15 protein-coding genes and 1 pseudogene are annotated in these 25,916 nt (G+C 45.7%); 2 read left to right on the top strand and 14 right to left on the bottom strand.

Annotated elements, in window-relative coordinates; all coding sequences use genetic code 11:
• Positions 1-134 precede the first annotated feature (134 nt).
• Positions 135-1,400 (top strand): S41 family peptidase, encoded by a 1,266-nt coding sequence (locus ITJ87_RS04250; RefSeq protein WP_117964352.1) that lies wholly within the window; start codon positions 135-137, stop codon positions 1,398-1,400.
• An 85-nt stretch (positions 1,401-1,485) separates the two neighbouring features.
• Here ITJ87_RS04250 and ITJ87_RS04245 read toward each other — a convergent pair whose 3' ends face one another.
• The 3 genes from ITJ87_RS04245 to ITJ87_RS04235 form a co-directional block, all read right to left on the bottom strand.
• A complete protein-coding gene (locus ITJ87_RS04245; RefSeq protein ID WP_005824804.1) occupies positions 1,486-1,911 on the bottom strand; it encodes a DUF3836 domain-containing protein in 426 nt (141 codons plus the stop codon).
• A gap of 290 nt (positions 1,912-2,201) precedes the next feature.
• Positions 2,202-3,068 carry a hypothetical protein gene (locus ITJ87_RS04240; RefSeq protein WP_117964353.1) on the bottom strand — a complete coding sequence of 289 codons (867 nt, stop codon included), beginning with the start codon at positions 3,066-3,068 and terminating at the stop codon, positions 2,202-2,204.
• A 110-nt stretch (positions 3,069-3,178) separates the two neighbouring features.
• Positions 3,179-3,877 carry a response regulator transcription factor gene (locus ITJ87_RS04235; protein WP_009037487.1) on the bottom strand — a complete coding sequence of 233 codons (699 nt, stop codon included), beginning with the start codon at positions 3,875-3,877 and terminating at the stop codon, positions 3,179-3,181.
• A gap of 171 nt (positions 3,878-4,048) precedes the next feature.
• On the opposite strand from ITJ87_RS04235, the gene ITJ87_RS04230 reads away from it, so the two are divergent.
• On the top strand, positions 4,049-4,522 hold the full coding sequence (locus ITJ87_RS04230) for a metalloprotease family protein (RefSeq protein ID WP_227187434.1): 474 nt from the start codon (positions 4,049-4,051) through the stop codon (positions 4,520-4,522).
• Between the two features lie 2 nt (positions 4,523-4,524).
• On the opposite strand, the gene ITJ87_RS04225 is transcribed toward ITJ87_RS04230, so the two are convergent.
• The 11 genes and pseudogenes from ITJ87_RS04225 to ITJ87_RS04175 form a co-directional block, all read right to left on the bottom strand.
• Positions 4,525-6,750 (bottom strand): sensor histidine kinase KdpD, encoded by a 2,226-nt coding sequence (locus ITJ87_RS04225; RefSeq protein ID WP_009037489.1) that lies wholly within the window; start codon positions 6,748-6,750, stop codon positions 4,525-4,527.
• Positions 6,751-6,886: 136 nt separating this feature from the next.
• Positions 6,887-8,971 carry a DUF2961 domain-containing protein gene (locus tag ITJ87_RS04220; RefSeq protein WP_008662208.1) on the bottom strand — a complete coding sequence of 695 codons (2,085 nt, stop codon included), beginning with the start codon at positions 8,969-8,971 and terminating at the stop codon, positions 6,887-6,889.
• An 11-nt stretch (positions 8,972-8,982) separates the two neighbouring features.
• Positions 8,983-12,594, bottom strand: a pseudogene (locus ITJ87_RS04215) (glycoside hydrolase family 38 C-terminal domain-containing protein).
• A gap of 40 nt (positions 12,595-12,634) precedes the next feature.
• Positions 12,635-13,807, bottom strand: coding sequence for a glycoside hydrolase family 76 protein (locus ITJ87_RS04210; protein ID WP_117887579.1), 1,173 nt, complete (start codon positions 13,805-13,807; stop codon positions 12,635-12,637).
• Between the two features lie 23 nt (positions 13,808-13,830).
• Positions 13,831-14,976, bottom strand: a complete 1,146-nt coding sequence (locus ITJ87_RS04205) for a DUF4185 domain-containing protein (protein WP_022400933.1) — start codon at positions 14,974-14,976, stop codon at positions 13,831-13,833.
• Positions 14,977-14,998: 22 nt separating this feature from the next.
• Positions 14,999-16,942: a glycoside hydrolase family 172 protein gene (locus tag ITJ87_RS04200; RefSeq protein ID WP_117967104.1), complete on the bottom strand. Its 1,944-nt coding sequence runs from the start codon at positions 16,940-16,942 to the stop codon at positions 14,999-15,001.
• Positions 16,943-17,186: 244 nt separating this feature from the next.
• Entirely contained in the window at positions 17,187-17,945 is a 759-nt protein-coding gene (locus ITJ87_RS04195; RefSeq protein WP_229135124.1) for an Ig-like domain-containing protein, read from the bottom strand.
• A gap of 20 nt (positions 17,946-17,965) precedes the next feature.
• Positions 17,966-19,888 carry a RagB/SusD family nutrient uptake outer membrane protein gene (locus ITJ87_RS04190; RefSeq protein WP_117967101.1) on the bottom strand — a complete coding sequence of 641 codons (1,923 nt, stop codon included), beginning with the start codon at positions 19,886-19,888 and terminating at the stop codon, positions 17,966-17,968.
• A 16-nt stretch (positions 19,889-19,904) separates the two neighbouring features.
• Complete coding sequence (locus ITJ87_RS04185; protein WP_117967098.1) at positions 19,905-22,991, bottom strand: TonB-dependent receptor; 3,087 nt, start codon at positions 22,989-22,991, stop codon at positions 19,905-19,907.
• Positions 22,992-23,170: 179 nt separating this feature from the next.
• Positions 23,171-24,364, bottom strand: a complete 1,194-nt coding sequence (locus ITJ87_RS04180) for a glycoside hydrolase family 172 protein (RefSeq protein WP_022400938.1) — start codon at positions 24,362-24,364, stop codon at positions 23,171-23,173.
• A gap of 31 nt (positions 24,365-24,395) precedes the next feature.
• Positions 24,396-25,844, bottom strand: coding sequence for a glycoside hydrolase family 125 protein (locus ITJ87_RS04175; RefSeq protein WP_117967096.1), 1,449 nt, complete (start codon positions 25,842-25,844; stop codon positions 24,396-24,398).
• Positions 25,845-25,916: the final 72 nt, after the last annotated feature.

The following is a 25,916-nucleotide window of genomic DNA, read 5'->3' as shown; positions in this document are numbered from 1 at the left end:
AAGAAGGCACTTGAAGCTCAGTTAGTTACCTCCATGTTACCATTATTGGCAAATAAGGAGTTAGAAAAATAAGATTAACAAAAATTATTACTATTTTTGCCGAAAAAGCAAATATCGACTAAACTCTATAAAACATGAAGATTCTGAAAAAAATTTCAAAAGTAATAGTCATCGTAATGGCTGTACTGGCAACCATTTGGTGTGGTTTGTATGTTTATGCCAACTATTTCTATAATGACAAGCAGATTGATGTAGAAAACTTCTACATCGCGGAACTACCGTTACCCCCCTCGCAGTTTGAAGAAGATTTCAAAGAAATACACCAGATTGTCATGGAGAATTATTCATTATACCAGGCCAAGCATCTGAATATGGATTCATTGTATCAAGCTTGTGACGCCCGCGTTCGCCAGGCGCAGACCACCACAGACTACGGACTGATAGTGCAGGAATACATCTCTGCCTTACAATGCGCCCACGCCATTACCTGCTACAAGAGGTACACAGCCAATCAGCGCGTAGCCTTTATAGAGGATTCCTTGTTCGTTGACAAACCCAGTGACTATCTGACAGAATACGGCTTCCAGGACAAAGACCGGATTATAGCTATCAACGGACTCCCCTATAAACAATGGATTGAACAGAACGAAAAATATACCGAAGCATCTACCGTCCCCCACAGACGGCTCCGTACAGCCTATGATGCGTTCCGTAGTTATGCAGACACCCTAAGAAACTATACACTGCTGAGAGGGGGCGATACTCTGACCGCCACCCTTCCCTTGAAACAAAGGGACTATTTTCCGGATAACGAAGAACAAACTGTGGAGAGCAGGATATTACAAGACAGCATTGGTTACCTTACCATCAAAACCATGATGAACCCCGTCATGGAAGATTTCAAGGCGGTCTATCCCAAAGTCAAGGATTTACCATACCTCATTATAGACGTACGTAGAAACGGCGGAGGAAACAGCATGAATGGAGTAAACATCTGCAAGTACTTCATCCGCGAAGCACAACCACACTGCGTCAGCAAGAGCTACATCATGCAGCCCGAAGCCGACGCCTATAAAGGTAAAATCTATCTGCTGACCGACACATATACGCTCTCTGCTGCCGAGAGCTTCACACTCGACATGAAGGAAAGCGGAAATGTCACCCTCATCGGCGAAGCTACCGGAGGGGATACCGGCAATGGCCCCCGTCCTTTCTGTACCAAACAGCGGACCTATTTCCGTATCCCTACCCGCCAGCCGGACGTCTCTTCTAAAGGTTTCCCCATGGAAGGTATAGGCATACCGCCCCATCATCAAGTATCCCAAACCGTAGCAGATTTCATGAAGGATGAAGATACAGTGCTGAATTATGCTGTCGGACTGATAACAGAGAAACAATAATACATTTCCTCAACGAAAAAGAGCCAAGTATCAAAGGTGTGTCACCTCACGATACTTGGCTCTTTTGTATTTGATATATTATCCTTTATTTGGTACTTGCCAACATCAAAGCCGCATTGCTGTCATTCAGTTCGTAAACGGTAGTTTGCGTATAGCTGTCGTAACCATTAGTTCTACTGTTCCAACGGGCATAGTTCAACTCAACTTCACTGTCAGTGTATTCAACATCCAGCTTGAAATAAGGCACCCAGGCTTCCTTTACGCTATCCCACTTGAAAGCTTCCTTGCTCGTCACACGGTTCTCACTGTCATAAGTGTAAGTGTAGCGGAGGTGACGGAAAAGGTGTCCGTCCTCATTGCGGAAGATAGTCTTGGCGGTCATCAGTTCTCCGGTCATCTCCTCGTTTTTCACATAATCGGCAGGAGTTGTCGCGCTTGCAGAAAAGTTCATTACACTTGCCATTACCACTGCCATCATTACCACTGCTTTTGAAAATACTGTTGCTTTCATAATCGTTATTTTTTATTGTTATTACTTCTTTCTCTGAGGAGGTTGTTGTTTCATAACCGCCTTCGCCTATATATAGTCAATCTGCGTGCCAAAGAATTAAATCACTGATTATCAAAGAATAACTATTTTATAGTAATGTCCATTTTCGGACAACTGTCCGCACAAAAACGAACAGCAAAACAAAAAATAAACGAAATATCATGAAAGTATTTCTACATTAGCAATAATATTATGTAACAGTAGTAAATTGTTTGATGATTGTCCCTACAAAAAGCTGATTTATACTTATCTTATCTCAATGGCGGCATCTGAAAACGTGGTGGGGCAATAGTCGCTCCGCCACTGCCCCCTCTATTATCAAAGACGGTGTTACGCAGAATCTCATACAAAATTCCACCTACATCCAGACTTAATTTAAACTTGTCGAAATTATAATAGGGAATCACAACGGGAACCGTCTCCCAACGACCGCGATAAGCATCGTAATAACGTTGTACTCCAACTTCCATACCAAAACGTTCGGACATATCCAAAGACATGGTGGCACCGTAGCGGTGGGTATCCATCCCGTAAGTATTTCCTATGGCATACGAACCGAAAACCTTAAAAGCTACACGGTCCGAAGCCTGATACCGCAAAGCTCCCGAAGTACTGAAAGCCTGCCCGGTGGAATGAATCATATTTATCTTCATGGCATCTACGCCAAGCTGGAGCGTCAGCCTTTGGTTAAAGGCATGCTGATATCCCAGGGAAGCATTGTTGAAACGTCCGATACCCGGTACGCTGGTCTGCCCACCGGAACCGAATAACATGCCGTGAGGAAACTGTCTTAATACACCGCTTGTACTGTAATCTCCCCGAAATAGCAGGGAAGGATTGGTCTGATAAGGCAGACGAAGAGACTCTTTCAGTGAAAAATCGGGCAGGGAATAGGAGTGCTCCGGATGAAACATGGAAGAAGGGGCAGAGTTTTCAGAAGGAAGCTCAAAAGGAGAGAATAGAGATTCATTGAATTCCGGCTGTATCTGTATACTGTCACGAATGAAACATACACTGTCTTCCTGCGCAAAAAGCAATTGCGGCACAAAAGCCAACAGCAGGCAGATTCCCAAACGGCCACCAAGACAAGAGATACTGACTTTCCGTTTTCTACGCATATACCCTCCTTCTTTATATTCATATAATACTGCTATACAAAAATAACGAAAATAAACCAGAAGAACAGTACATGTACTGCTAAATTATTGCAATATAGAAGGATACATTATTAATTTTCTATCAGTATCAATCCTACTCCTTTCACTGTTTTAATGGTTACCGACTCGTCTTCCGAAAGAAATTTCCGAAGTTTCGTCACAAATACATCCAGGCTGCGGGAAGCAAAGTAATCATCTTCCGTATTCCAGAATTTATCCAAGATAGCTTCCCGGCGGATAACGTCTCCCCGCTTCTCACAAAGCATCTGCAACAAACCTGTCTCGCGCACAGTCAAAGTCTTGTTTACACCCGAAGCATGTTTCAAAGTGGCATGTGTGGCATCCAACACATATTCCTTGCCTATCTTGTAGCATTGACTCGTGTCTTTCGATTTTTCGCCTTTGGAAAGCTTCAATAAGGCGTGGACATGTGCATCCAGTTCTTCGGGAATGAACGGTTTCTTTATATAGTTATTGGCACCGATTTCATAACCTTTTACCACATCTTTAGGAGATATCAGGGCAGAGGAGAACAGAATCGGAGTTTCCCCATCTGTCTCGCGGATACGCTTCACCATCTCGTAACCGTTCATAACGGGCATTTCTATATCAGATACTATCACATCAGGATGTTGTTCTTTCCACTGTTTCAAGCCCTCCTCGCCATTGGCGGCAGCAATCACTTCATAACCGCCTATCATATCTTCCAACCCGCCCTGAACTATATATCTCAAGCTTGCATCGTCTTCTACCAACAATAACTTTATCATAATGCGTTTATTATATATTGCAAAAATAAGGAAAAGAATGAATGCAACAGTCATATTGCTATAAAATAAACGAGGAAAACAACGCCTCTTAACCTAATATTAACGTAGCGATAACTTATGAAGCATGTGCCCCACTCTACCTTTGCAACATCAATACAAAAAATCCACACTATGAAAGCAGATATTTCAATAACAAAAAGCCGAAAAGGGACAGAGATAGTAGTTTCGGGCAAGAGGATTAATAAATACGGCATCATAGCTGCCATAGTATTTGCAGTACCAATGCTGATTCTGTTTCAGTCGATACATGGAGAAACAACCAGCCATCTATCGCTGGTCAGATTCTTCATGTGTATATTGGCAGCTGTCCTGGTAAATCTATTCCTACATAAACTGTTGTTCAGATTGTTTTCGCCGATACGCATGTGGCAATATCGCACCACATGCCTGCTGCCCTTCCTGCTACTGGGTATATTGCCCCTTATATATGGTATGACAAGTGGCAATTATGATGTCACACGATTTGGAATATTACTGGCTGTCATGAGTTTCGACGACCTTTACATCCTCTGGCAATTACGCTCATTCGGCGGAGACTCCTATATTACTGACAAATCAGAAGGATTGAATTTCCACGTGTGGTAAATTTATACAGTCTCAATAGGAAAGTAGAGTGTAAATTCACTGAAGCGCCCCTCTTCACTTTCCACTTCTACCCTGCCGCCATGTGCCAGCATCACCTGCTGTACATAATTCAGGCCCAGACCAAAACCTGCAGCACCGCCCCTTCCACTTCGCCCGACTGCTGCAGAACGTTCAAAACGGTTGAAGATAAGAGACTGGTCTTTTAAGGGAATACCCAATCCGTTGTCACACACCTTTATCTTGCAGAAGCCTTTCTCCGATTCGCAAATAATATCTATCTTTACCTCTTCATGGGAATATTTAATGGCATTGTCCAGCAGATTGCCCAACACTTCACGCAAACAGAAGGCATCGGCATACACCATTTCACAACGATGATAAACGGTCGTAAATTCTACCCTTTTGCTGGTTTTCAGAGAAATTTTGGCAATCATATCATCAAGTAAAGGCCGCAAAGGCACCTCTTCCTGATGGAGTTCCAAATGTCCCTCATCCAGCTTGGTAAGTACCAGTACACGATTGGAAAGGGTAAGCAGATGCTCACACTCTTCCATCATCGCCTGCCGGTATTTCTCTTCTTTTCCGGGCTTACCGGACAATTTGCCGCTATTCAGAATATGAGCTCCCATCAGGATGGAACTCAGAGGAGACTTCATGTCGTGTATCATAGCATAAGTAAAATCCTTCTGGAATTGCTCCAAATGCCGCTGTGTACGCAAAACTTTCACCTGGCCGAGAATACAGTCCAACACCACCAAAAACATCACCCAAAGAGGCAGAAACAGATACCATACGGAACTTATGACGTAGCGATACGGATTCTTCACCACACCTTGTATACAAAGGATGCTGTCCTCCTTCAACGGTATAAACCGGGAAGAAATATCCTGATATTTTGCCGAGGCATATCCTGCTTCCACCACTGTACTATCGGAGGGAGCGTAGTACTGGCGGATACCACTCTTATAGGTCATTCCCAAGGCTTCCAACCTGGAAGCAAAAGCAGAATCGAGGTACTGCACGGAGAGAGGAAGTTCCATTCCGCTTTCATTGATGCTGCGCTGCATAATCAAAGCAGAGCGTAGTCGATAATTCAAATCGACCGGATTGTACATATGTACCACTCCAAAGCGGTTCACCTTATACTTCGACTGCTCTTTCTCCAGAAATTCCCTTTGCTCCTTTGCAAAAGGCGATTCAACACTCTCTTCCCATTCATCCTTTCCATCCCTATCAGTCTGTTCGTAGAGCAAAGAAAGGCGGCGTTTCAAGACCTCGTCATAAAAAGCCGCTTCAAAACAATCATTTACCTGATAGGCAGTTTCTTTGAAAGAAGCACGGTACAGATAGACAAACCAGACTACCATCAGCAGACAGCCGGCAATCAACCCGACAATCGAAAAGACTTTAAAAGAATATTGCTTGCGCACCTGCCGCTGCCGTTCGCTTTGCTTAGCTCCCGTAAGCGTATGTTCTGTCATGTCCAGCAAATGTTGCCCCGAGGCTTCTATATCTGCCCACCGGCTCTCCGATATCTGACTACGTACCTCACCTATCGGCAACCTCATCTTCTCTGCCAGCACATAAAAAGCAGACCGCTGCTTCTCAATATCATTACCTTGTTTAAGTATGGAATCCATTTGCCTGGCCCAACTGTACACCAGAAAAACAACCAAGAGAAGCGTAGGAAGGAACAAAAAGACTATATCCTTGACAAGCGGTATAAAAGGAGAAAACATGACAGCTTCAATGGCCTCTCCTTTCTTCTCATTCAACCAGGCTTTTTCCGAAAGAACAGACTTGAACCGTACATATACCGAACGCTTGCTTCTGTCCGTCGCAGGACGGATATTTACAGTCCGGTCTATATTTTTCCATTTCAGTTTCTTCTCTACCAACCTCGCCATCACATCTAATGGAATGGCGACATGATATACATCTTCGAGAAAGGAAGCTGCCTGCTGATAGTTTAAAAACATCTCATCTTCGAAAGACCTGATACTGTCTTTGGATAGATACGAGTAAAAAGGGATAGTCATGTCAGGAAACGGTAAATTATTAATCTCGTTGTCCACCGTTTCGATAAAAGCCAGACGGAAACATTCGTTCAGTGCGCGTTCCGCCTCTTTCTTGGTATTGTCGTAAGCATACATCATACCACCAATCTGCACCACAATTACCAGTAGCAGCCCTACAATAGAAAGGATATAGAGTGAACGAAGTTTCATCTTACCTATTATTTTGAGGACAAAGATAGCATTTTATCATAGAAAAAGAACTGATACAAAAAAGATAGCCTTGGACTTTTATTTATCCAAAGCTATCCATACAAGTACAATCCCTGCGATAGAGACGTCTACAGAATTATTTGCGAAGAGTCAACTTATCAATCCCAAAGAAACCGGTATCATGTCCCGGAGCCAGTGCAATCGACTCAATCTGCAACTCATTCTTTCCTTTTTTCAAATTGACCCGCCCAAGATTCACCAAAAGCAGAGACACTTCTCCATTGGTCAGACTGACTTCTGGAGTAATCACCTTATCATTTACACGAAGGGCAAATGTACCATAATCAGGCGCCACAGTGAACTGTATTTTCGCATAATAAGTTCCTTCCACTTCACTGTCAAAAACCAATGACAGCTTATCTCCCGGTTTAAACTCTTTCCAGTAGAGCTGCATACCCTCACTCCACAAGGGGTGGAAGTTGGTCTGCAATTCAACGGAACCCATATGCCCCGGACGAGGCTGCATGACTTCGCCCTCCACAACCAGACTCATCCCTGAACCGAAAATATCTGACGGTTGGTTGGCAACCCGTTCGCGTACATCGCTCACAAAGGGTTTTGGCTGTATTTCGCCTCCGGGAAGCATATACCAGAAGGTTATCGGAGCATAATTAAGGTGTATATTCGACCAATCGAATAACTCCATGTCAAAGCGCAGGCTCCGGGTAAACGGAATCGCATCCAAACTACGAACACGGGTATTCTGCGCCAAACCTATGTGAGCATAACAACCATCTCCTATGGGTTGGGCAACAAAAGGATGGTTTATCCACGGTTCATAGCGCCCCCAGGCATAGCCATAATAATCTTCTGTACCCGTTCCAAAGTGTGACGGAAAGGTTTCACCGTCCACATACACCTTTTCATCTCCTTCTCCCCACCAACCCAAGTTGGGGTTATAGACAGTAACCGCATCTCCCACATACACGCCCCTACCTTTAAGATCGGCAAACGTAAGGTCCTGGGCAAACTCATCGCCCCGGGCATGGATATGCGTAAACTGCTGCCATGTGGTACCAAAGTGCATGGAGCGCTCATCCCACTGCCACTTTCCACTAACTGCAGCAGCCTTGGATATCTCCACCGGCTGTTCCCCATAATTGGTCAAGGTAATCGTACAGTTCCGCTCGAAAGGCATCACCCACCACGCACTCATCACATCATCCTGCACGGCCCGCGTATACCACGTACCAGTTGCAACGGGATAATAGCCTACCCCAAAAAACTCACCGACCGGAGCCCAGACAGTTAGTTCCCCATCAAAGGCAATGGACAAGACCGTAGAGCGAAGTGCTTGGCGACGGTCATCGGCATCAATCCGCATCGAAAGACGACGAATGGCACGAGAGCCGTCAATCGTAAAACTACGGCTTTCACCCGGAGCCAGAGAAGCCGCCAGATTGAGCGTACTTTCTCTTCCCGCAAGCGGAGTATCAATACCAGGTGTTCCTTCCGACAGCTTCTTATTGACAGCAGCTATCAGCCGGGCATTCTTCTTCAACTCTTTGGCCGAGAAAGAAATCACCTTGACCGGAGAAGTATAAGTGCGGTAATTGATAGCATAGTATACAATGGTCTTACTCTCAATTTTCCCCTCCGGAGTAATCTTCAAGTCCGGCGATTCGATAGTCACCTTGCACCGCTTGGCATAAGGTATGGGCAAATATAAATTATGCCCTCTTTCTTCCATCGGAGCCTCATCGGGTACTGAAGTTGAAAGAGGTTCTCCACAAAGGACTTGCCCGCTCAATATATCACGTACATTGCCTTCAATTACCGGTTTTTCCTCATTGTCTATGTAGATACGCAGAGTCCCTTGTCCCCGATTTATGCCGGAGAAAGTCATCCAGAAACGAACTATGGCACCGGGGCCTTCGGCATCCATCATCACATATTCCGTCCTCCCTCCGTTCTCTTCCTGGCGGATAAACTGTCCTTGGTCGAAATTACCAAACCAGGCACGCTTATCCGTCATGTTATGCGAACTACGGTCGTAGCTGCTGAACTGCTTACACGTATAGGCATTTTCGGGCCAACGCGCCAGCACGGAACGGTCTGTCATCTCATGCAACAATGTCTTAAGAGAGATAACCGGGTCGGCCATAGCCAAACCGCTATAGAGAAATATCAACTGAATTACAAAAACTAGTTTTTTCATCATAACCGATTATTTTAGTAAATCTCCATCTCATTGATGCGTAACACCTTTCCTCCTGCATGCTGCATAGGACGGGTTATCATCAAGCGTACATAGCGTACCTGCGCCGGAGTGTCAATCATACGTGATACGACATTCTGCCGGTTTCCATCTATATTGTCAAGTGTCTTCCATTCTTCAGTCTGGCTGTTTCTGCCTTGCAGGAAGCAAGCGGAAGTAATGTACCCTTTGTCCTCACGGCCTGCATTCACCAGTTTCCAACCGCTCACAGTTTTCGCCTCACCCAAATCAAAATCCACATAGTTCAACGCACTTCCCACTTCACACCATTTGGTATCGACATCCCCGTCAACGATGCGTTCGGGCTTCTCATTATCATTAAAATAGCCGGAATAGGCGATAATCTTCGCGTCCTTCAACAGATTTTCTTTTTCCACCTCCACACTGTTCAACTCCATCTCATTGTCACGGATGGCTGTATGGAACAAGCTAGTGGCAACCTGGACGGGTTTCAGAGTTTCCTCCACCAATGTGGCAGCAAAAAGAACAACCTTTTCATTCTTCGGAAGTATAAGGCTGGCAGCACCTGCCGGAATATCAACACCGAACTTGAACATATAGGTAAACTCATAGGCCTCATCGGCTGTAGGAGAGTGGCGGTGAGTTCCCACATAAGCCACTTCGGCATCCTTCAGATAACCTTTGGTATGTCCCGAATGTCCCCACTGTCCGACAAATCCGGTATAGGAAGGTACAATGACCTCACTCTTGTTCCCTCCGCACCGGAAAATGGCGGCATAGTCCCCGTCCGTAGCGGCAGCCAGAAAATACAGTTTATTATACTTTTTACCTTCCGGTAGAACAATAGTATCACCATTGCACGTCATTCCGTTGGCGGCATCTTTCTCGCCGAGCTGGAAAGGAATCCCGTTTACAGTCAGGGATTCGGGCAACAGTTCTGCCGCAAACGAATAACCCGACTCAAAATCAGCTTCACCGCGGAACTCGTTGAATGAGGAACATTTATAGTTATAGGACAACGGTAAAGAGGCATACTGCAATTGATAAGCGTCCTCGCCCGATGACTTCAAACGTACCTTGAATGTCTTTATAGAATAAGGCTTTATACTTATAGACAGCCCGTTTCCACTAAATTCGGCCGAACCGATACTCTTTTCAGTGCCATCCGCTTCGCAGACACTGGCAATCTCGCCTGCAAAAGAAAGTACCGCATCCTGCACCTTCTCACCGCCCATCTCATAGACACGCACTACATACTCATCCGAGTTCTCGGCTTTCTTCAATGCCTTGATAATGACATTGCGGTTATTGGAAGAGACGAAAGAGAACTCCTTACCCAATGTACCCCTATGTTTATCGGTACGGAAAGCTTTCAGCTTCTGGTTCAATATCTCCGCCTTCTCCATGGTGACAGCCTTGTCAAGTCCGCCGGCATGACCCACCAGACTGTATGTAAAGCAATGATGCCCGAAGTCCTGGCGGTTCTGGTAAGCATAATCCTTGTCTGTTTCGGGGGTATGCAGCAGGGTCAGGCGGAGGGTGTTGTCGTCCGGCTTGTCCCAGCCGTATTTGCTGTCATTCAGGACAGACACGCCATAGTTTCCACTACGGTCAGTCAAATCGGCCCAATACTGTGCATAGACTTCGTAGGCAGTCTCCGTATTGTTGCCCCGCCTCACACTTCCAAGTCCCAAATCGTAGGTGGCTTCCGTATTTGCCATGTTCAAAGGAAATTTGGCCTTCAACAAAGCATTGGACAACTGCCAGTCCACCTCATTGTAAAAGTCTATGCGGTCGGCACGGCTACCCTCATACAAACGGATGTACTGCTTGAAGAGTGACTCTCCATAACGTTTCTCGATGCAGAGTGACTTGCGCAGCTCACCATCCTCCACCAGTGTCATCTTCACATCCTCTGTGATGGAAACCGGTTCCCGGTCTATGGTCTCCTTCAAGATTTCCCAAGCAGGCCACATGTAGGACTTGTTCTGCGTGAAGAGTGCCAGACGAATGGATTTACCGGATTTCACCAGCTCCTTGCCGTTCTTCTTGTCAAACAACGAAACGATATCACCCTTTGTATCCAGCGTTATCTTATAAATGGAATTCTCCAATGCATTGGAATCCACAGATACCCGGGTGTCAGCCGACGGACCAGAAGTACGGACATCATATACCGCATAACCGGTAGCGGGCACAATAGCCTCTATCAAGAGTCTGGCTTTACCGTCAGCATAGGACAGCAATTGGGCGGCCACTTTCCGGCCATTCATATCATATACGGTAATCCCTTTCGGTTTCTTTGGCAAGGCAAGTTCTACCTCTGCCACATCGGAAACCTGGAATCCAAGCGCATTGTAAAGCACCACCGGTATCCCTTTCACCCTGGTATCCATCTTTCTTGCCACAGCGTCAATGGAGGAAGTAAGAATACCGGAGAACTGCTTGAGGGAAATCAACTCGTCATTCCATGAGAATTCATAAGCCCGCTGTATACTTGTTCCCGTAAGGTCATCATGGAACTGATGGAAAATGAAACGCTGCCAGTTCTCAGTCAATGCAGCTCCGGGATAGGAAGCCTGGTTCAGCCATTCGGCTACAACGGAAGAGCGTTCCGCTGCATCCCCCAAAAGCTCATTCTGACGGTTGTACAGCTTCATGGCAGCCTGGGAAGTATAACATCCGGTACCGTGAACATCCATCAACAGTTCACCGTTGAACTTGGGCAGTTCCGGATGGCTTGCGTAAGGCTGGAAGTCTTTATATATCCGGTCACTCGTGGCACTGACAATCTGCAACGGACCATTGCCTTGCAAGCCTTTCTCTACGGCACGTACAGACTCCAATGTAGATGAACCGCCTATGTCTCCCGTACCGTAATAGCGGTAGACCATGTGAAGCGGAGAGTGGCCGGTCAATTCCAACAAGTCCTTGTTTTCCGACAGGTCCCCGTCCTCAAAACGTTGGTTATAATCATATCCATGGGTCATCATGATGGTAGAGCCGTCTATACCTTGCCATAAGCCGACAGTGAAAGGATATTTGTCGTTACCGTAGAACGGTTTGTTGCGCCACTGCAACTTCTGGGAGGAGAAGCCGATCAGTCCGCAATGGGACGCAATGGCAGGAAGTGTCCAGCCAAAACCGAAACAGTCCGGTAAGAAAATGTCCGTGCTCTCCACACCGAATTCCTTCCGGTAATAATCCTAGCCGAGCATGATGTTACGAATCGCAGACTCTATGGAAGGAACCAGCGTACCAGTGGCATCCCAGCTGGCTCCACTGATATGCCAACGACCGCTCTCTATGAATTTCTTCATCTCTTCGTATTGCGCCGGATAATATTCCTTCATCCAGGCATACTTGACCGCACCTTCAAAATTAAAGATGTATTCCGGATACTGCTTCAGCAGAAACAAATTCTGACTGATCGTGTTCCATACATAATCCTTTATTGTGGTCTGGATATCCCAGTTCCACTGTGTGTCCAAATGTGCATCAGACACCATGTAGGCTTTCGGTCTTTACGCCTGAGCACCATTCTGAGCATAGGTACCGCCACCCATTAGCAAGGCGGATACCAATACTGCAATCTGTCTTTTCATTTTCTGTTTATTTATTGTTTATTGTGTTTAAAGGTTTTATTCATTGCAATTCGCTGATCTCGGCGAAAAGCTCAATCATACAGGCATTCTCCAGTAGACTCTTGAACTGCTCTTTTCTGTTTCCCGACCAATCATTACTAAACAAGCCATTCTCATCACGCGTATAGTTCCAGGCATAATCCGCATTCTCAATCATGGTCTTTATGTACGCCTCATTCCTATCCACCAGATATAGCGCCTTCAAACCTCTGAACAAGATTACATTAAACCAAGGAGTTCCCGGGAAGAATTTCATCTCTCCTGTTGCGATAGGCTGTACCTTCAGAAAGAAACGGCAGGCACCCTCGGCTGTCTGCTGCGCTTCCTTCAAGTAATGCTTCTCTCCAGTTACCTGATAGAGAAGTACACCGGCCTGAATCATCTGCCCGCTGTTATAAGTATATTTGGCCGGATCCACTTTTCCCTGCAAATTCTTGTTGTCCCAATATACAAAGTCAGAAGGGTCACAAAGATTGTCACGGGTCCATTGATAGGTCTTCTTAGCTTGCTCAAGGTATTTTGCATCCTTAGTCAACTTAAACAGCTTCATACAAAGAACAGTAGCCGGAGCATTCGAACAAGTGTTTTTTGATTCTTTCTTCTGTTCGCACCAATAGATTCCTCCCCCCAACTCTTCGGACCATCCGGAATAAATATAGTCATGCAGCTGGATGGCTTTTTCCAGATACTCCTTGTCACCAGTCCGTTCATAGTAATCACAGAAATCAATGGCCACCCAGTCATTGTCATCGTAATAACGATCATTATGACCTGCAAAAGCCGGATACGACTGGTAACAATGGGGAATCCGGGTAGAGTCCCAATAAAGGTCCAGTCCCGGCTTTATCTGCCGGTCCATCAGTTTTCTGTACTTCTTTTGCCCGGAAACCTTATACAAAGAAACACAACCGGATACCAAGGCTGAATAAGGCCACAAGAAAGAGACCTCCTGCTGGTTAACAACAGCGCCGGTATTGGCCGTATATGTAATTCTCTGCTCCGGGTTTCTTGGATAAGTTTCCGTCAGCAGGCCATACTTCTCCACTTTATAGAGAGTAAGTATCTGCTGAAGCAAAAAATCGGCTCGTTGCAGATAGATTTGTTTGCTTGTCTGTGCAGACAAGCAAACCGGTAACGAGAGAGCTATTAATAAAAATAAATTCCTAAGCTTCATATCCAATTCAAGTCAAGTGATTATTATTCCAGCTTCATATCGGCACACATCAGGAAAGCATTGTATGGCCCCCACATGGACATGATGAACCAAAGCTGGTCATCATTGTCTTTCAACGGATGTATGTAAGCGCAATACAAAGCTGGATATCTGTCCGCTTCCGCCAATACTTTCGGCTCGCTCCACTGGACGAGATCCTTCGATGTACAATAAAGAATGGCATGCCTTTTGGTCAAAGGAGTCTCGTCATGATTCGGATCATAATTATAAGTCAGAATCCAACGCTCAAACTTCTTGTGCCATATCAGCGACGCTTCTCCTACGGGACCTCTCAATACCGGAGTAGCGGCAGCCTCATTTCCACGTATCCACTCTTTACTTTCACCGTTCCAGTATTCATAGGCCTTCATATCCAGAAGATCTTTCTCAAGGAAACGCGCCAGATACGCAGCATCACCACGTCCGGCCTGTGTGCCGAGCATATAAATCCATCCGTCACATTTGGCATAAGCCACTTGCGAAAAATGACTGTCGGGAGAAAAAGTCACCTCTTCACGCCGCTCCCATGTCCGACCGTCATCATTGGAAGTATAGACAGAAGAAAAATTGGTAAGCCAGCGTCCATGAGGCGCTCCCCAATCATAGATGTTCATAATATGGACACAATCCGTTTTACCGGCCCGAATAGCACTCGTAGGGATGGAAGTCTGGTATACCTCCGGATTCGTCTTACCGCCCGCACATACCTCAAGCGCCTTACCATCGGCATCAAGCAGCATTGAATCTATTTTAAGACCGTCTGTAAGCTCTGTATCCGATGAAAAAGCCAGTACGTTGGAACGCCAGTTGGAACCATTGCCACCATTTTTATTCACGACAAAACCTTCTCCACTGGTATCTCCGAAAAACATGCCCACACGGTTTCCATCCATATGCCACATTAACCCCAAATCCGTTCCATATACATCAAAGTCAGGTCCGGTATTATTGGGATTCAGCAATGTATCTCCCGGCAAAGGATCACCCGTGACACGGGATATCATACGTACATTATCAATACACAGCGTTTTTTCACTATCAGCATCCTTACAAGCCATATTGCCCGTCAAACTACAGGTAACAAGCCCGAACAGTAAAATTTGTTTAGTTCTCATTCTTATCAATTCCATATACAAGTACACATTCCCACATCTATTCCTTTATTCTTTCCAGGATAATCAGTCCCAGTTCAAACTGGTCCCCACCGTTATTATTTCTCACATGGAAAGTGACTGAATTGGTTTGTTCCGTCAAATTGATGTCTCCTACATGTACTCTGTCTTTAGACACTTCTTTGTCCTTCTTAGTAGAGATCCATCCGGACAGTTGCTTCTGGCGTTGCCAAACCTGGAAGTCGGCACCATTCGGTTTCTCAAAATAGTTTATCAGCACTTTATATTTTCCTTCGGGCACATCGTTCAGCATGATGCGCACTACTCCTCCATGCTGGGTGGTCATACGGATTCCACGCTCATTTGTTACCTGGACACCTCCACCAAGACTCAGCTGCATCAGTTGAGGGAAATAGATATGTTCTGTCGGCTGATATACAGTGCGTAATTCAGCAGTAGGCTCTTCTCTGCCTTGCAATGGCTGGGCTGCATAGAAGAATCCAACAGATGTATAATCTACCGGAAAATTATTTTTTACTTCACCATGTTCCATTCCATGATAGATTTCCTTCTCATAGGACATTTTGTCGGCCAAGAAGAAACGGTATCCACCGGTTCTGGCCATCGGAAGCGAATAATCCAGGCAACCATGGAGGGGGAGGCTGTTTCCTCTGTCCCAACGATCCAATAAAGCATACCAGCCACCGTTGTAATAGTCTTCGGAGCCAGTGCCGTGCAGACGCATTTTATTATCTACGTAAGTACTGTCATCCCCTTCGAAGAACAAGGTCATTCCCGGACGCAGGCCTTGTGCCTGATGGATGGTTCCTACATAATGTCCTTTTCCTTTTTGTGCAGCAAACTTATGGAAAATGCCGAGAGGAGTTTTCTCTCTACGCCATACAGAATAGAACTTACCCTCTTCCTTCACATTACGCTTATTACTGTTATAGTACACTTTAACGTTTACAGAAATAGGAGATTGCTGAATACCTTCTCTCTTTTTATAAATCATCTTCATAGAAGCTGACTTGTCAAAAGGCATTGGCAGATAGCAGTAGTTGGAAGTACCTTGCTTACCCATTAAGATACTCCGCATTGCTCCTTTTCCATAGGCATATCCAAAAAAATCAGCAACGGGGGCATAAATAGCCTCCACCTTCTCATTATCCCATTTAGCTGAAAGAATCACATCTTTGTATAAACCTTCGAAAGATGTTCCGCCATCAATCGACATACCTACAATACGTCCCGGTTCTGCCATCTCAAAGAAAGAAACTTCTTCTCCCGGACTCAGTGTAAATACCTTTTCTTCCGTCTGTACACCAGCTGATTTTCCAAAGGTATAATTCGTTACAGCAGGAGACAAGTCAGCCCATATTCTATTCACCTCAGCCAACAAATCCTTATCCTGCTGTGAGAATTCACCGGTATAGGTTTCCACCTTCTTTTCCGGCAAGTTACGGTATTGTATCTGAATGAATTCCAATTTAGGTCCATCGAAAACAATTTTGCAGGACTTTTTGTACGTAATGGGCAGATAACAATAAAAACCACCAATTTCATTACCACAAACGGGCTTTGTAAACGGATAAACCTTACCGGAAAATAAATCCGAGAACTTTATTTTCAAACCAGGTTCCTTTTCTCCGTCAAAGTAAAAATAGAGCATATTATCTGTCGGTGTAGGCGTCCAAATACGATTGATTACTCCAGGACCCTCCATTTCTGCAATCACCAGTTTATCCCCTTCCTTGCGGAGGAAAGAATAAGTCCCGGCAAAACCATCGTCGTTACCCCATGTTCTGTCATAACTCGAAAACTGCTCCACATAAGAACCGGTACGATACTCGGGCAGTTTATCCACTCTTTTCAATAATTCCAACTCATCTGTCCATCTATATGAGTTCTGAGCCACAGCATACGAGCCTGCCAACAGAATGGCAGACAAAAAAACAGAAATTTTTTTCAGATTTATTTTCATAAATTATTTACTATATGTTTTTTAAAAAGACAAGGAGAGAATGCCTGTTTAAACGGTATCTCTCCTCATTAACAGTATTATTTCAATAGAAAGAATTACCTATGTCCATAAAGTCACATCAATTCTCCTCTTCTGTAAATACCATGGTATTTACGCCAAAGAATCTGGCCCATTGCACATTGTTCGGACCCGGTTTCATTTCGATATAAACCACACCTTCGTCATTAGGCTCGATACCCTTGATCTATACCATTCTATCGAAATTATCGTCATTGACCAAATAAGCAACACCATCGTTCTTTCCAATTACATGATATTCGGTCTCCGTTCCACGGTCATTGATGTGGCCATAGAAATTGAACGTATACTTTGTTCCCTGAGAAAGCCCTGTCACCTTGAAGCCACTGAGCGGAATAGCAATGCCATCGCTGAAGAACATATCTTCAGAAGCTGTTTTCGGAAGGCCCAAGTTATTATTCAAGCCACGAACCAATTCTCCAGTAAACGGTTTGTCCACTTCGATGCCGAAAGTAGTAGGACGACCTCTATGGTCGAGCATATTTACCAATCCGGGGTCTCTGGGATTCCGATAGTTGTTGAACGGAGCCGGAGAATCAATGACACCAAAGTCAATATAACACGTTTTAGGAGTCTTGGTAACAGTCAAGTCACTAAAGTAGCACAACTTGCCATCGGCTGTCTCTACCTTGATAACCGTTTTTCCAACGGCAATAGGCGTAATGACGGCTGCGTTGTTTTCTACACCTTCAATGGTCGCTACATCGGAATCGAGCACGCTCCATTTCAACAGATAGGAATCACCCGCCAAAGTGTCAACGGAAGCGGTGACAGTGACATTCTCGTCAATCTCCACATAAACTGCCGATTGATCGATACGGACAAACTTACGATTGGACAAGTCCACCTCATTATCATCCGAGCAAGACATCAATGTGGTAAACGCTAACGCCATCGTACAAAAAATGAATTTTATTGATTTCATACTTGTTCTCTAATTATTTATTAATATCCGGGAGCTTGTCTCAAATTGGGATTGATGTCCATCTGAGCCTGTGGAACGGGCCATAAATACATCCTTTTGTTAAAGGTACGGCTCTTGTAGTAGGTTCTCTTATAGAAAGCCTTCGGATTGTTCACATCGTCGCTCTTCTCAGAACCGTCATGATTCATACCATAGAGCTTACCACCCAGGTGTTTGTCGGCAATCTTCCAACGACGGAGGTCATGGAAACGGATACCTTCACAATTAAACTCTACCCGACGCTCCTGCTGAATGGCGGCACGCATCTCCTCCTTGCTCAGCCCTTCCTTCAAAGCGGGAATTCCAGCACGTTCACGAATCAAATTCACATACTTATATACATCGGGAGTGGGAGCTGCCGAAGACTCGTTCAATGCTTCCGCATAGCCCAAATATGCCTCAGCCATTCTGTACAAGATACCCGGCTGATATACATGCTTCCCATCTCTGGGAAGTACATCCAAAGAGATTCGCTTGCGGATATTATAACCGTTTTGGGGCGAGTCGAAAGTCATATCCGTATCGCGGCCACCCTGAAGGAAGTCCACACGACGGTTATCAACTCCCAGCCACGCGCCATTATAGATGACGGAAACATAGAAGCGAGGCTCCCGGTTACAATACATATTGTAAGTACCTTCTTCTGTTACCGGACTTACACCGGTTTCCTCATTGGCTAGATTCGAAGGTCCTCCGCCCGGCCACTTCGTGGTTCTATACTCCGTAGTGGTAGAGAATCCATTTTCCACATAACCCGATTCCGGGTTGATGATGGGCGAACCATCCTCGTTATATCCCAATATAGGCATTTCACCGTTCTTCATATAGAAAGCGTCCACCAACTCCTGAGTGACACCCATAGCGGCATTTCCACCGATACCCTTCGGCAGATGATGAGCCTGCCAGTAGTTCAGGTCCACATTTTCGGGGCGTCCGAAAAGAATCTCCTTATTACCTTCTGAGAAGCGTTTCAACGACATGTTATAGTAAGACATGAAGGGGTCAATGCTTCCATCCACATTATATTCATAGTACAGCTTATGTCCGGCTGCTTCGGCTGCCTTTATCAAGTCCAGATGAGCTTTGGCAGCCTTTTCCCATCTTTCCGGTTTGGCTTCGGCATCAAAAAGGAATTCTCCTTCTGAGTTCTTCCAGTCCTTGAGGTCCGGATTGCCATTGAACAACGGACTTGCAGCAAATAACAGTGTTTTGGCACGTATTGCCAAAGCCATGATAGAGGTGGCCCTGCCCCAATCGGTATTATTGGGATAGACAGCGGGCAGATGTTCTGACACTTCCAGCAGCTCTTTATCAATCCAATCTACCACTTCGGCATAGGGTCTTTGGGGCGTCATCATCTCCGATTCGGGCGCATCGACGGCAACAAGCACACCGGGAGTAAACGGTATGGCACCATACAACTCAATCATCAAAGAGTAATAGTAGGCTATCAAGAAGCGGACTTCGTACTTCATCTGGTTGACATAAGATTCCGTCAGGTCTTTTTCTGGAAGTACTTTTGCCTCCTGCAAGAAGATAAGGCCGGAACGTATGCGCTTGTGCAATTCTACCCAATAATAGGGGTTCCATTTTGAGATAGGACTCCAGTTCCCGGTGGTGTAGGCATACACATTGCCCCACCCATACGGCGACCAGTCTTGGGGAATGGTGATATCATCGCCCATGATGTTATAGCCCTGTTCCTTGAAATACCCCCACATGGGGCTGGGAATGGATGAATAGACACCTGCCAACCAGTCCTCGGTCCTTATCTTGTCCGTGAAAATCATCTCCATGGTAAGCTGGTCATCGGGAGCCTTGTCCAAGAAATCGTTACAACTTGTTGTCAATGCCAGGGTGCACGACAATAAGACAGCTTTTGCTATAGATTTATATTTTTTCATTTTCTTCGTATCTTGATTAATTGTTGAAATTGATGCTAAAGCCCACTGATACAGATTTCATCTGCGGGTATCTCAATCCATCGGTCGTTTCCAGTTCGGGGTCCCAAAGCTTGAAGTCGGAGAACGTCAGCAGATTGGTTCCTCTTGCAAACAAACGGCAGCTGCGGATACCGATTTTGGTGGTCCAACGTTGCGGAAGAGTATATCCAAGTTCCAGATTCTTCAGGCGCAGGAAACTCATGTCGCGCAACCACCATGTGGAAGCTTGTTCATTGTTTGCCACAGCCTTATCGCCCATACGGGGCCAGAATACATCTTGCCTCGGATTTTCAGGTGTCCAACGGTTGTCAATGTTCGAATAGATGTTACCAGCACCTAAGGAGGAACCCGGCAACCAGGTCTCTCCGCCCAAGAGCTGATAGGTTTTACCTGTTCCTTGGAAGAATACTCCCAAATCGAACGACTTGTAGCTTACCGTAGCTCCAAAACCATAGACAATCTCGGGAATACGTGTACCGCCAATGGCTGTTGCATCTACTGCGGTCACTTCACCATCCCCGTTCAAATCCTTGTATTTAATGTCACCGGGACGCAGGTTGCTCATATCACTGAATTTTTGTGCGGGAATCCCTTCCTTAAGCATACCGTTTTCATCGAAATCATCTTCCGTAAAGAGCCTTTCCGCTATCAAGCCAAACAATTGCCCTACAGGTTTACCAGTTTGCGAACGGTATGTATCCAAGATGGCGGCAGGTTCGTCTATTTCCACAACCTTATTGTGTGCGTAGGTATAGTTTGCCATAGCGGAAATGGCCCAATCGCTATTGAACTTGTGGTTGACATTCAAAGACACATCAAATCCCTGATTATCGACCTTGCCATAATTGGCCCAAACAGGGCGGTTGAATCCGGCAGAACCAGGCACATTCTTACGCTGCATGAAGATGTCATCGCGCTTTTCCTTGAACACATCCACTACGAGGTTCACGCTACCATTCCATAGACCTAAGTCGATACCGGCATTCATCTTGGTCACGGTTTCCCATGTCAAGTTGTTCACACCGATTTCGCCTTCCGAACGTCCAAGGCGATAGATTTCCGCATCTGTACCCCATCTGTACGAACCGGTATTGACAATGGTAGAAATATAGGCGAAACGTCTGTTACCACCAATGTTACTGTTACCGGCCTTACCCCAAGTAGCTCTCAGCTTCAAGTTGGAGATGACATCGGAAACCGGCTCCATGAATTTCTCGGAAGATACAATCCATCCCAACGCCACGGCGGGGAAGAAGCCGAAGCGCTTGCCTTTGGCAAAGTTCTCGGAGCCGTTGTAACCGAAGTTCAGCTCGGCAACATAGCGGCTGTCGTAAGTATAAGAGAATCTTCCGGCTATGCCTTGGGTACGATAGGGAAGCGCATCACCATTGTCATACTCCTTCTGGTTGTAGAGGAACATGGCGTTCACATCGTGCACTTTGCCGAAAATGCGGTTGTACGAGAACATTCCTTCCAGATAGATGGACTGATCGCCCCATTTAGCTCCTTTTTCATAGCCCAGGAACTCTTGTCCGGTGGTCTGCACATCAGTGATGATGTTGCCCTCTGCATCGCGTGCGGTGGCGGGATTGTAGTAATAGGGGTTCTTGGAACGTGTCACGGAAGTTGCCGAGAACTTGTCAAAAGAGAAGGTTCCCTTGAACTTCAGTCCCGGTGTGATGAACTTCAAATCCTGTTCCAACGATACTAGGGATTCAATCTTATTGTGGTTTAGTTTTTCGTATCCACGCTGTGTGGCCCACGCCCAAGGGTTCTCCTTGTGCATCACACGGGGAATGCGTCCATCGGCATAGATGGCCGGATGCACGTAAGGAGGTACACGCATGGCTTGATAGAAAATGCCCTGATTGGTTTCCGTGTCTCCCGGAGGAGCGTTACGGGTTTGCAGGAACACGCCCACATTGGCACGGAACAAGGTAGTGGGAGTCACATTCACATCTACATTGGAACGTACCGTATATCGGCTCACCTTCAGGGAAGAGTCCCACTCCTGGTTCTTGTCGCGTTCAATAATACCGTTCTCATTGTAATATCCTGCCACCAACGCATAGCGAAGGATGTCCGTACCACCGTTGACGCTAACGTTTGCCTTCGTGTTGTCTGCATGGTCTTTGGAGATGATGTCCCACCAATTCACATCGGGATAGAGTTCCGGGTCGGTCTGATTCTTGTAGTTCAGCAAGGTGGCTTCGCTGGCAAAGGGGGCTCTACCTTGCTCGGCATACATTTCGTTAATCAATTCCAGATACTTCACACTGCCGATGTAATCGGGTATCTTGATGGGTTGCGTAAAGGAGTGTTCGAAGCGGACGTTCACCTGCGGCTTTCCAATCTTGCCGCGCTTGGTCTCAATCATCACTACACCATTGGCACCGCGCACACCATAGACGGCACTGGCGGCAGCATCCTTCAACACGGAAAAGGAGGCGATTTCTTCAGGGTCGATGTCGTGGAGCGAACGCTCGACGCCGTCCACCAATACCAGCGGATTGGTATTGCCAGTAAAGCTACTGATACCACGAATCCAGAAGTCGGAGTTATTGAACCAAGGGTCACCGCTACGCTGAACCGCAATCACACCGGGAACCATACCCGCCAAGTTGTTACTAAGCGAACGGCTGGGAGCCGCGGCAAGTTTGGCCGGCTCTATATTGGTAATGGAGCCGACCACAGAAGCTTTCTTCTGCGTTCCGAAGCCCACTACCACCACTTCGTCAAGGGCTGCCACATCTTCTTCCAAAGCTACATCAAGCACTCCTTTGGAGCCTACCGCTACCACTTTATCCTTAAAGCCAATATAAGAGAATTTTAATGACGGCTTATTACCTTTCAACGTAATCGTATACGTACCGTTGATGTCCGTCACCACACCATTAGAAGGGTCTGCCGCCTCCGTCACATTCACACCGATGAGTAACTCACCTTGTGCATCCATCACACGTCCGGTCACCTTCTTAGGCGACTGGGCAAATGCCGAGATACTGATGCACAACAGTAGCATCAGCATCCAGCCCGCAAATTGCTTTTTGGGAATATTCTTCATTTCGTACCTTTATTAATGATTTATTGAATTTGCTGCTCCGTAGAACTATTTTTCCATAGTCGTGCCAATATAGTGGCACAGTTTTGCCAATATAGAGACACAGTTTTGCCAATATAATGGCAAAACCCCGGATATAAATATCAGCCTATGAACGTATAAAAAAAGAGCGTTACAAAAGTTTACTCGTTGCCCCACAGAGTGGCTTTGTTACCCTTGGACTTACGCCAGGCATCCCGCCAACGATGTATATCAACATGGTTGATGAAAGGTTTCGGAGCACGCTGTGCCTTTGTAGGAGCTTCGGGAAGAGCCACAGCCGAATCTTGGTACCAATAAGCCACGGTAGACAAATCCAACGTCAAGTTGTTGTTGGAGCCATGTTCGATGGTTCCCTTCAGGCTCTTTTCAAAGAAAATGGGATCTTCAATGAAGAATCGGTAAACGTGGGTACGACCCAGCCAGCCTATATCATTGTTCACACGGGGATAACCGAAGTAAGGATGCGAGAAGGCTTCTTTAGGACACCAGGCCGTATTGAAGAAGTCTTCCGTACCTGTACCTATCAGCGAGGGAACCTTTTCTCCATCAATGAACCACATGTCGTCACCTTCGCCATACCACATGGGAGTGGGACAATGCACATAGTAATTGATACCTACAAAGTGTCCCTTGCCTTGGGTTTCCATGAACACATAGTTGCGTTCGCCGGTGGTGTTCGGCTTCTGGGCACCGGTAACTCCCCACTCCGTCTCGCCTTCGGGAAGTGCTTCAGTCAGGTTGTGGTTATACCAGGCATGAAAGCGGCCCATGTCCTTGGGAAGCTTCGCCATCTCCAGATAATCCACGTAGAAGTAGAAAGCATCTATGTTGCGGTCGCTCTGGTTCTCAATTTCAATGCGTGCGCCCTTCTCGAAAGGCATAGCGAAATAGCACGACAGACCGGTACCGTTTTCAGGACCGGCCGAAAGAGGCAAGGATGCGTAGTTGTATCTCTCATCCCAGCCTTGTCCGAAGAAAGGGCCGATGGGAGACTCTACCGAAGGATAATCGTTGCCGTCCCAATACATGCGAATGATAATGTCGTTTCTGCTCAAAGTGGGAGGTGGAGGCGCAATCGTCACCCAAATGTGGTTGATGACTCCCGTTCCCTTGATGTCTGCAATGATGCGTTTCTCACCTGGTTTGAAGGGCTCCAAGTGATCTCTGTTACCTCCGGTAGGATCTGTACTGGAGATTCTTTTGTTTTTTACACCCGACTTCAACTTTGCCAAGTCAAACATTTCGTTCGTCATGTTCGACTGTGCAAAAACAGTAGGAAAGTACAATCCCAGAACAAGGGAGAGTAACAAACTGAATTTTGTAATTCTTCTCATAAATTTTTGTTTACATTGATTAATTAGATGATTAATATTCCAATAAATATGGTTTCTCATTGAATGTTTTCCACAGCAATTCTCCAAACAATGTATTGGCCCATGCAAACCAGCTCCTTGTGAATTTCTTGGGGTCATCCTTGTGGAACGACTCGTGCATGAACCCGGTACCGGCATGCGTTTTCTGGAGCATCTGGATACATTGCTGTAACTCTTCATCGTCTTGAGCAGTCAGGGCTTTCATTATCAGGCTCATCGGCCATATCATGTCCGTACCAATATGATGTCCTCCTATCCCTTCAAAATAAGAACCTTTAAAGAAGTAAGGATTGTATTCCGACCATACAAATCTTCTGGTATTGGCATAAATTGCATCATCCCTATCAACACCACCCAGATAGGGTAACGCCAGCAGATTAGGGACGTTGGCATCATCACTAAGATAAGCCGATCCAAAGCCATCTATTTCAAAAGCATAGATTTTACCGAACTTCGGATGATTCACCACGGCATAAGTCTGCAAAGCATTATAAACTTCTTTACTCAACGCCAATAGTTCATCAGCCAGTACATTGTCTTTGGTTATCTTTTGAACCATTTCGGAAGCCTGCCTCAAACTGGCCACCGCAAAGAAATTGGACGGGACAAGAAAAGGAAAGATGGTAGCATCATCACTAGGCCTGAAAGTAGAACAAATCAATCCGACCGGATTTACTTTATAGCCCACTCCACCCATAGGAACAGCATCTATAGCCCATTCCGAAGTTCTGCGAAAGCTATAAGGCCCGTTACCATCTTTTCTCTGCTGTTCCTTGCAGACTCTTAAAACGGTTTCTATCGCCTTCTTCCATTGCGCATCGAAAGGAGAAGCATCATTTGTCTTTTTCCAGTATCCATATGCCAGGCGAATGGGATAACAAAGCGAATCCAACTCATATTTACGCTCATGAATACCCGGTTTCATCTCCGTATGGTCGCTGTTCCATCTTGTATACTTCGTATCATCATCATAAAAGGCATTGGCATACGGATCCTTCAATATAAAGGAAGTCTGCTTATTGATAACGCCAATTATCAGTCTTTGCAGGTTCTTATCTTCAGACATGAAATCCAAATACGGATATACTTGGGCAGAACTATCCCTTAGCCACATGGCATCAATATCACCGGTAATCACATATGTATCCGGTCGGCCATCCTTTTCTGAATAAAAAACGGTTGTGTCCAACGTATTCGGAAAACAATTCCCAAACAACCAGCCCAGTTCTTCATTCTTGACCTTCTGTTTAAAAGTAGCAATGGCCTTTTCAATGGCAACACTCATGAAATTCCTTTCTGATTCAGGCTTTCTTACTGTTGGAAACGATGAAAAAGAGGTAGCTGTCGAAGCTAAACCTGGATTTGCAAACAGCAAGCTTTCATTCAGTGCATATCCCGCTCCCAAAAGGCCCACTCTCTTTATAAAACTTCTTCTGTTCATGTTATAAATCTATTGATTAAAAATATTATCCTGAAGCAACCTTCTTATCCTAACAAACTAACAACTGATTGA

Source organism: Bacteroides sp. HF-162 (assembly GCF_015679285.1).
GTDB lineage: Bacteria > Bacteroidota > Bacteroidia > Bacteroidales > Bacteroidaceae > Bacteroides > Bacteroides uniformis.
This window is presented reverse-complemented; position numbering and strand designations above follow the sequence as displayed.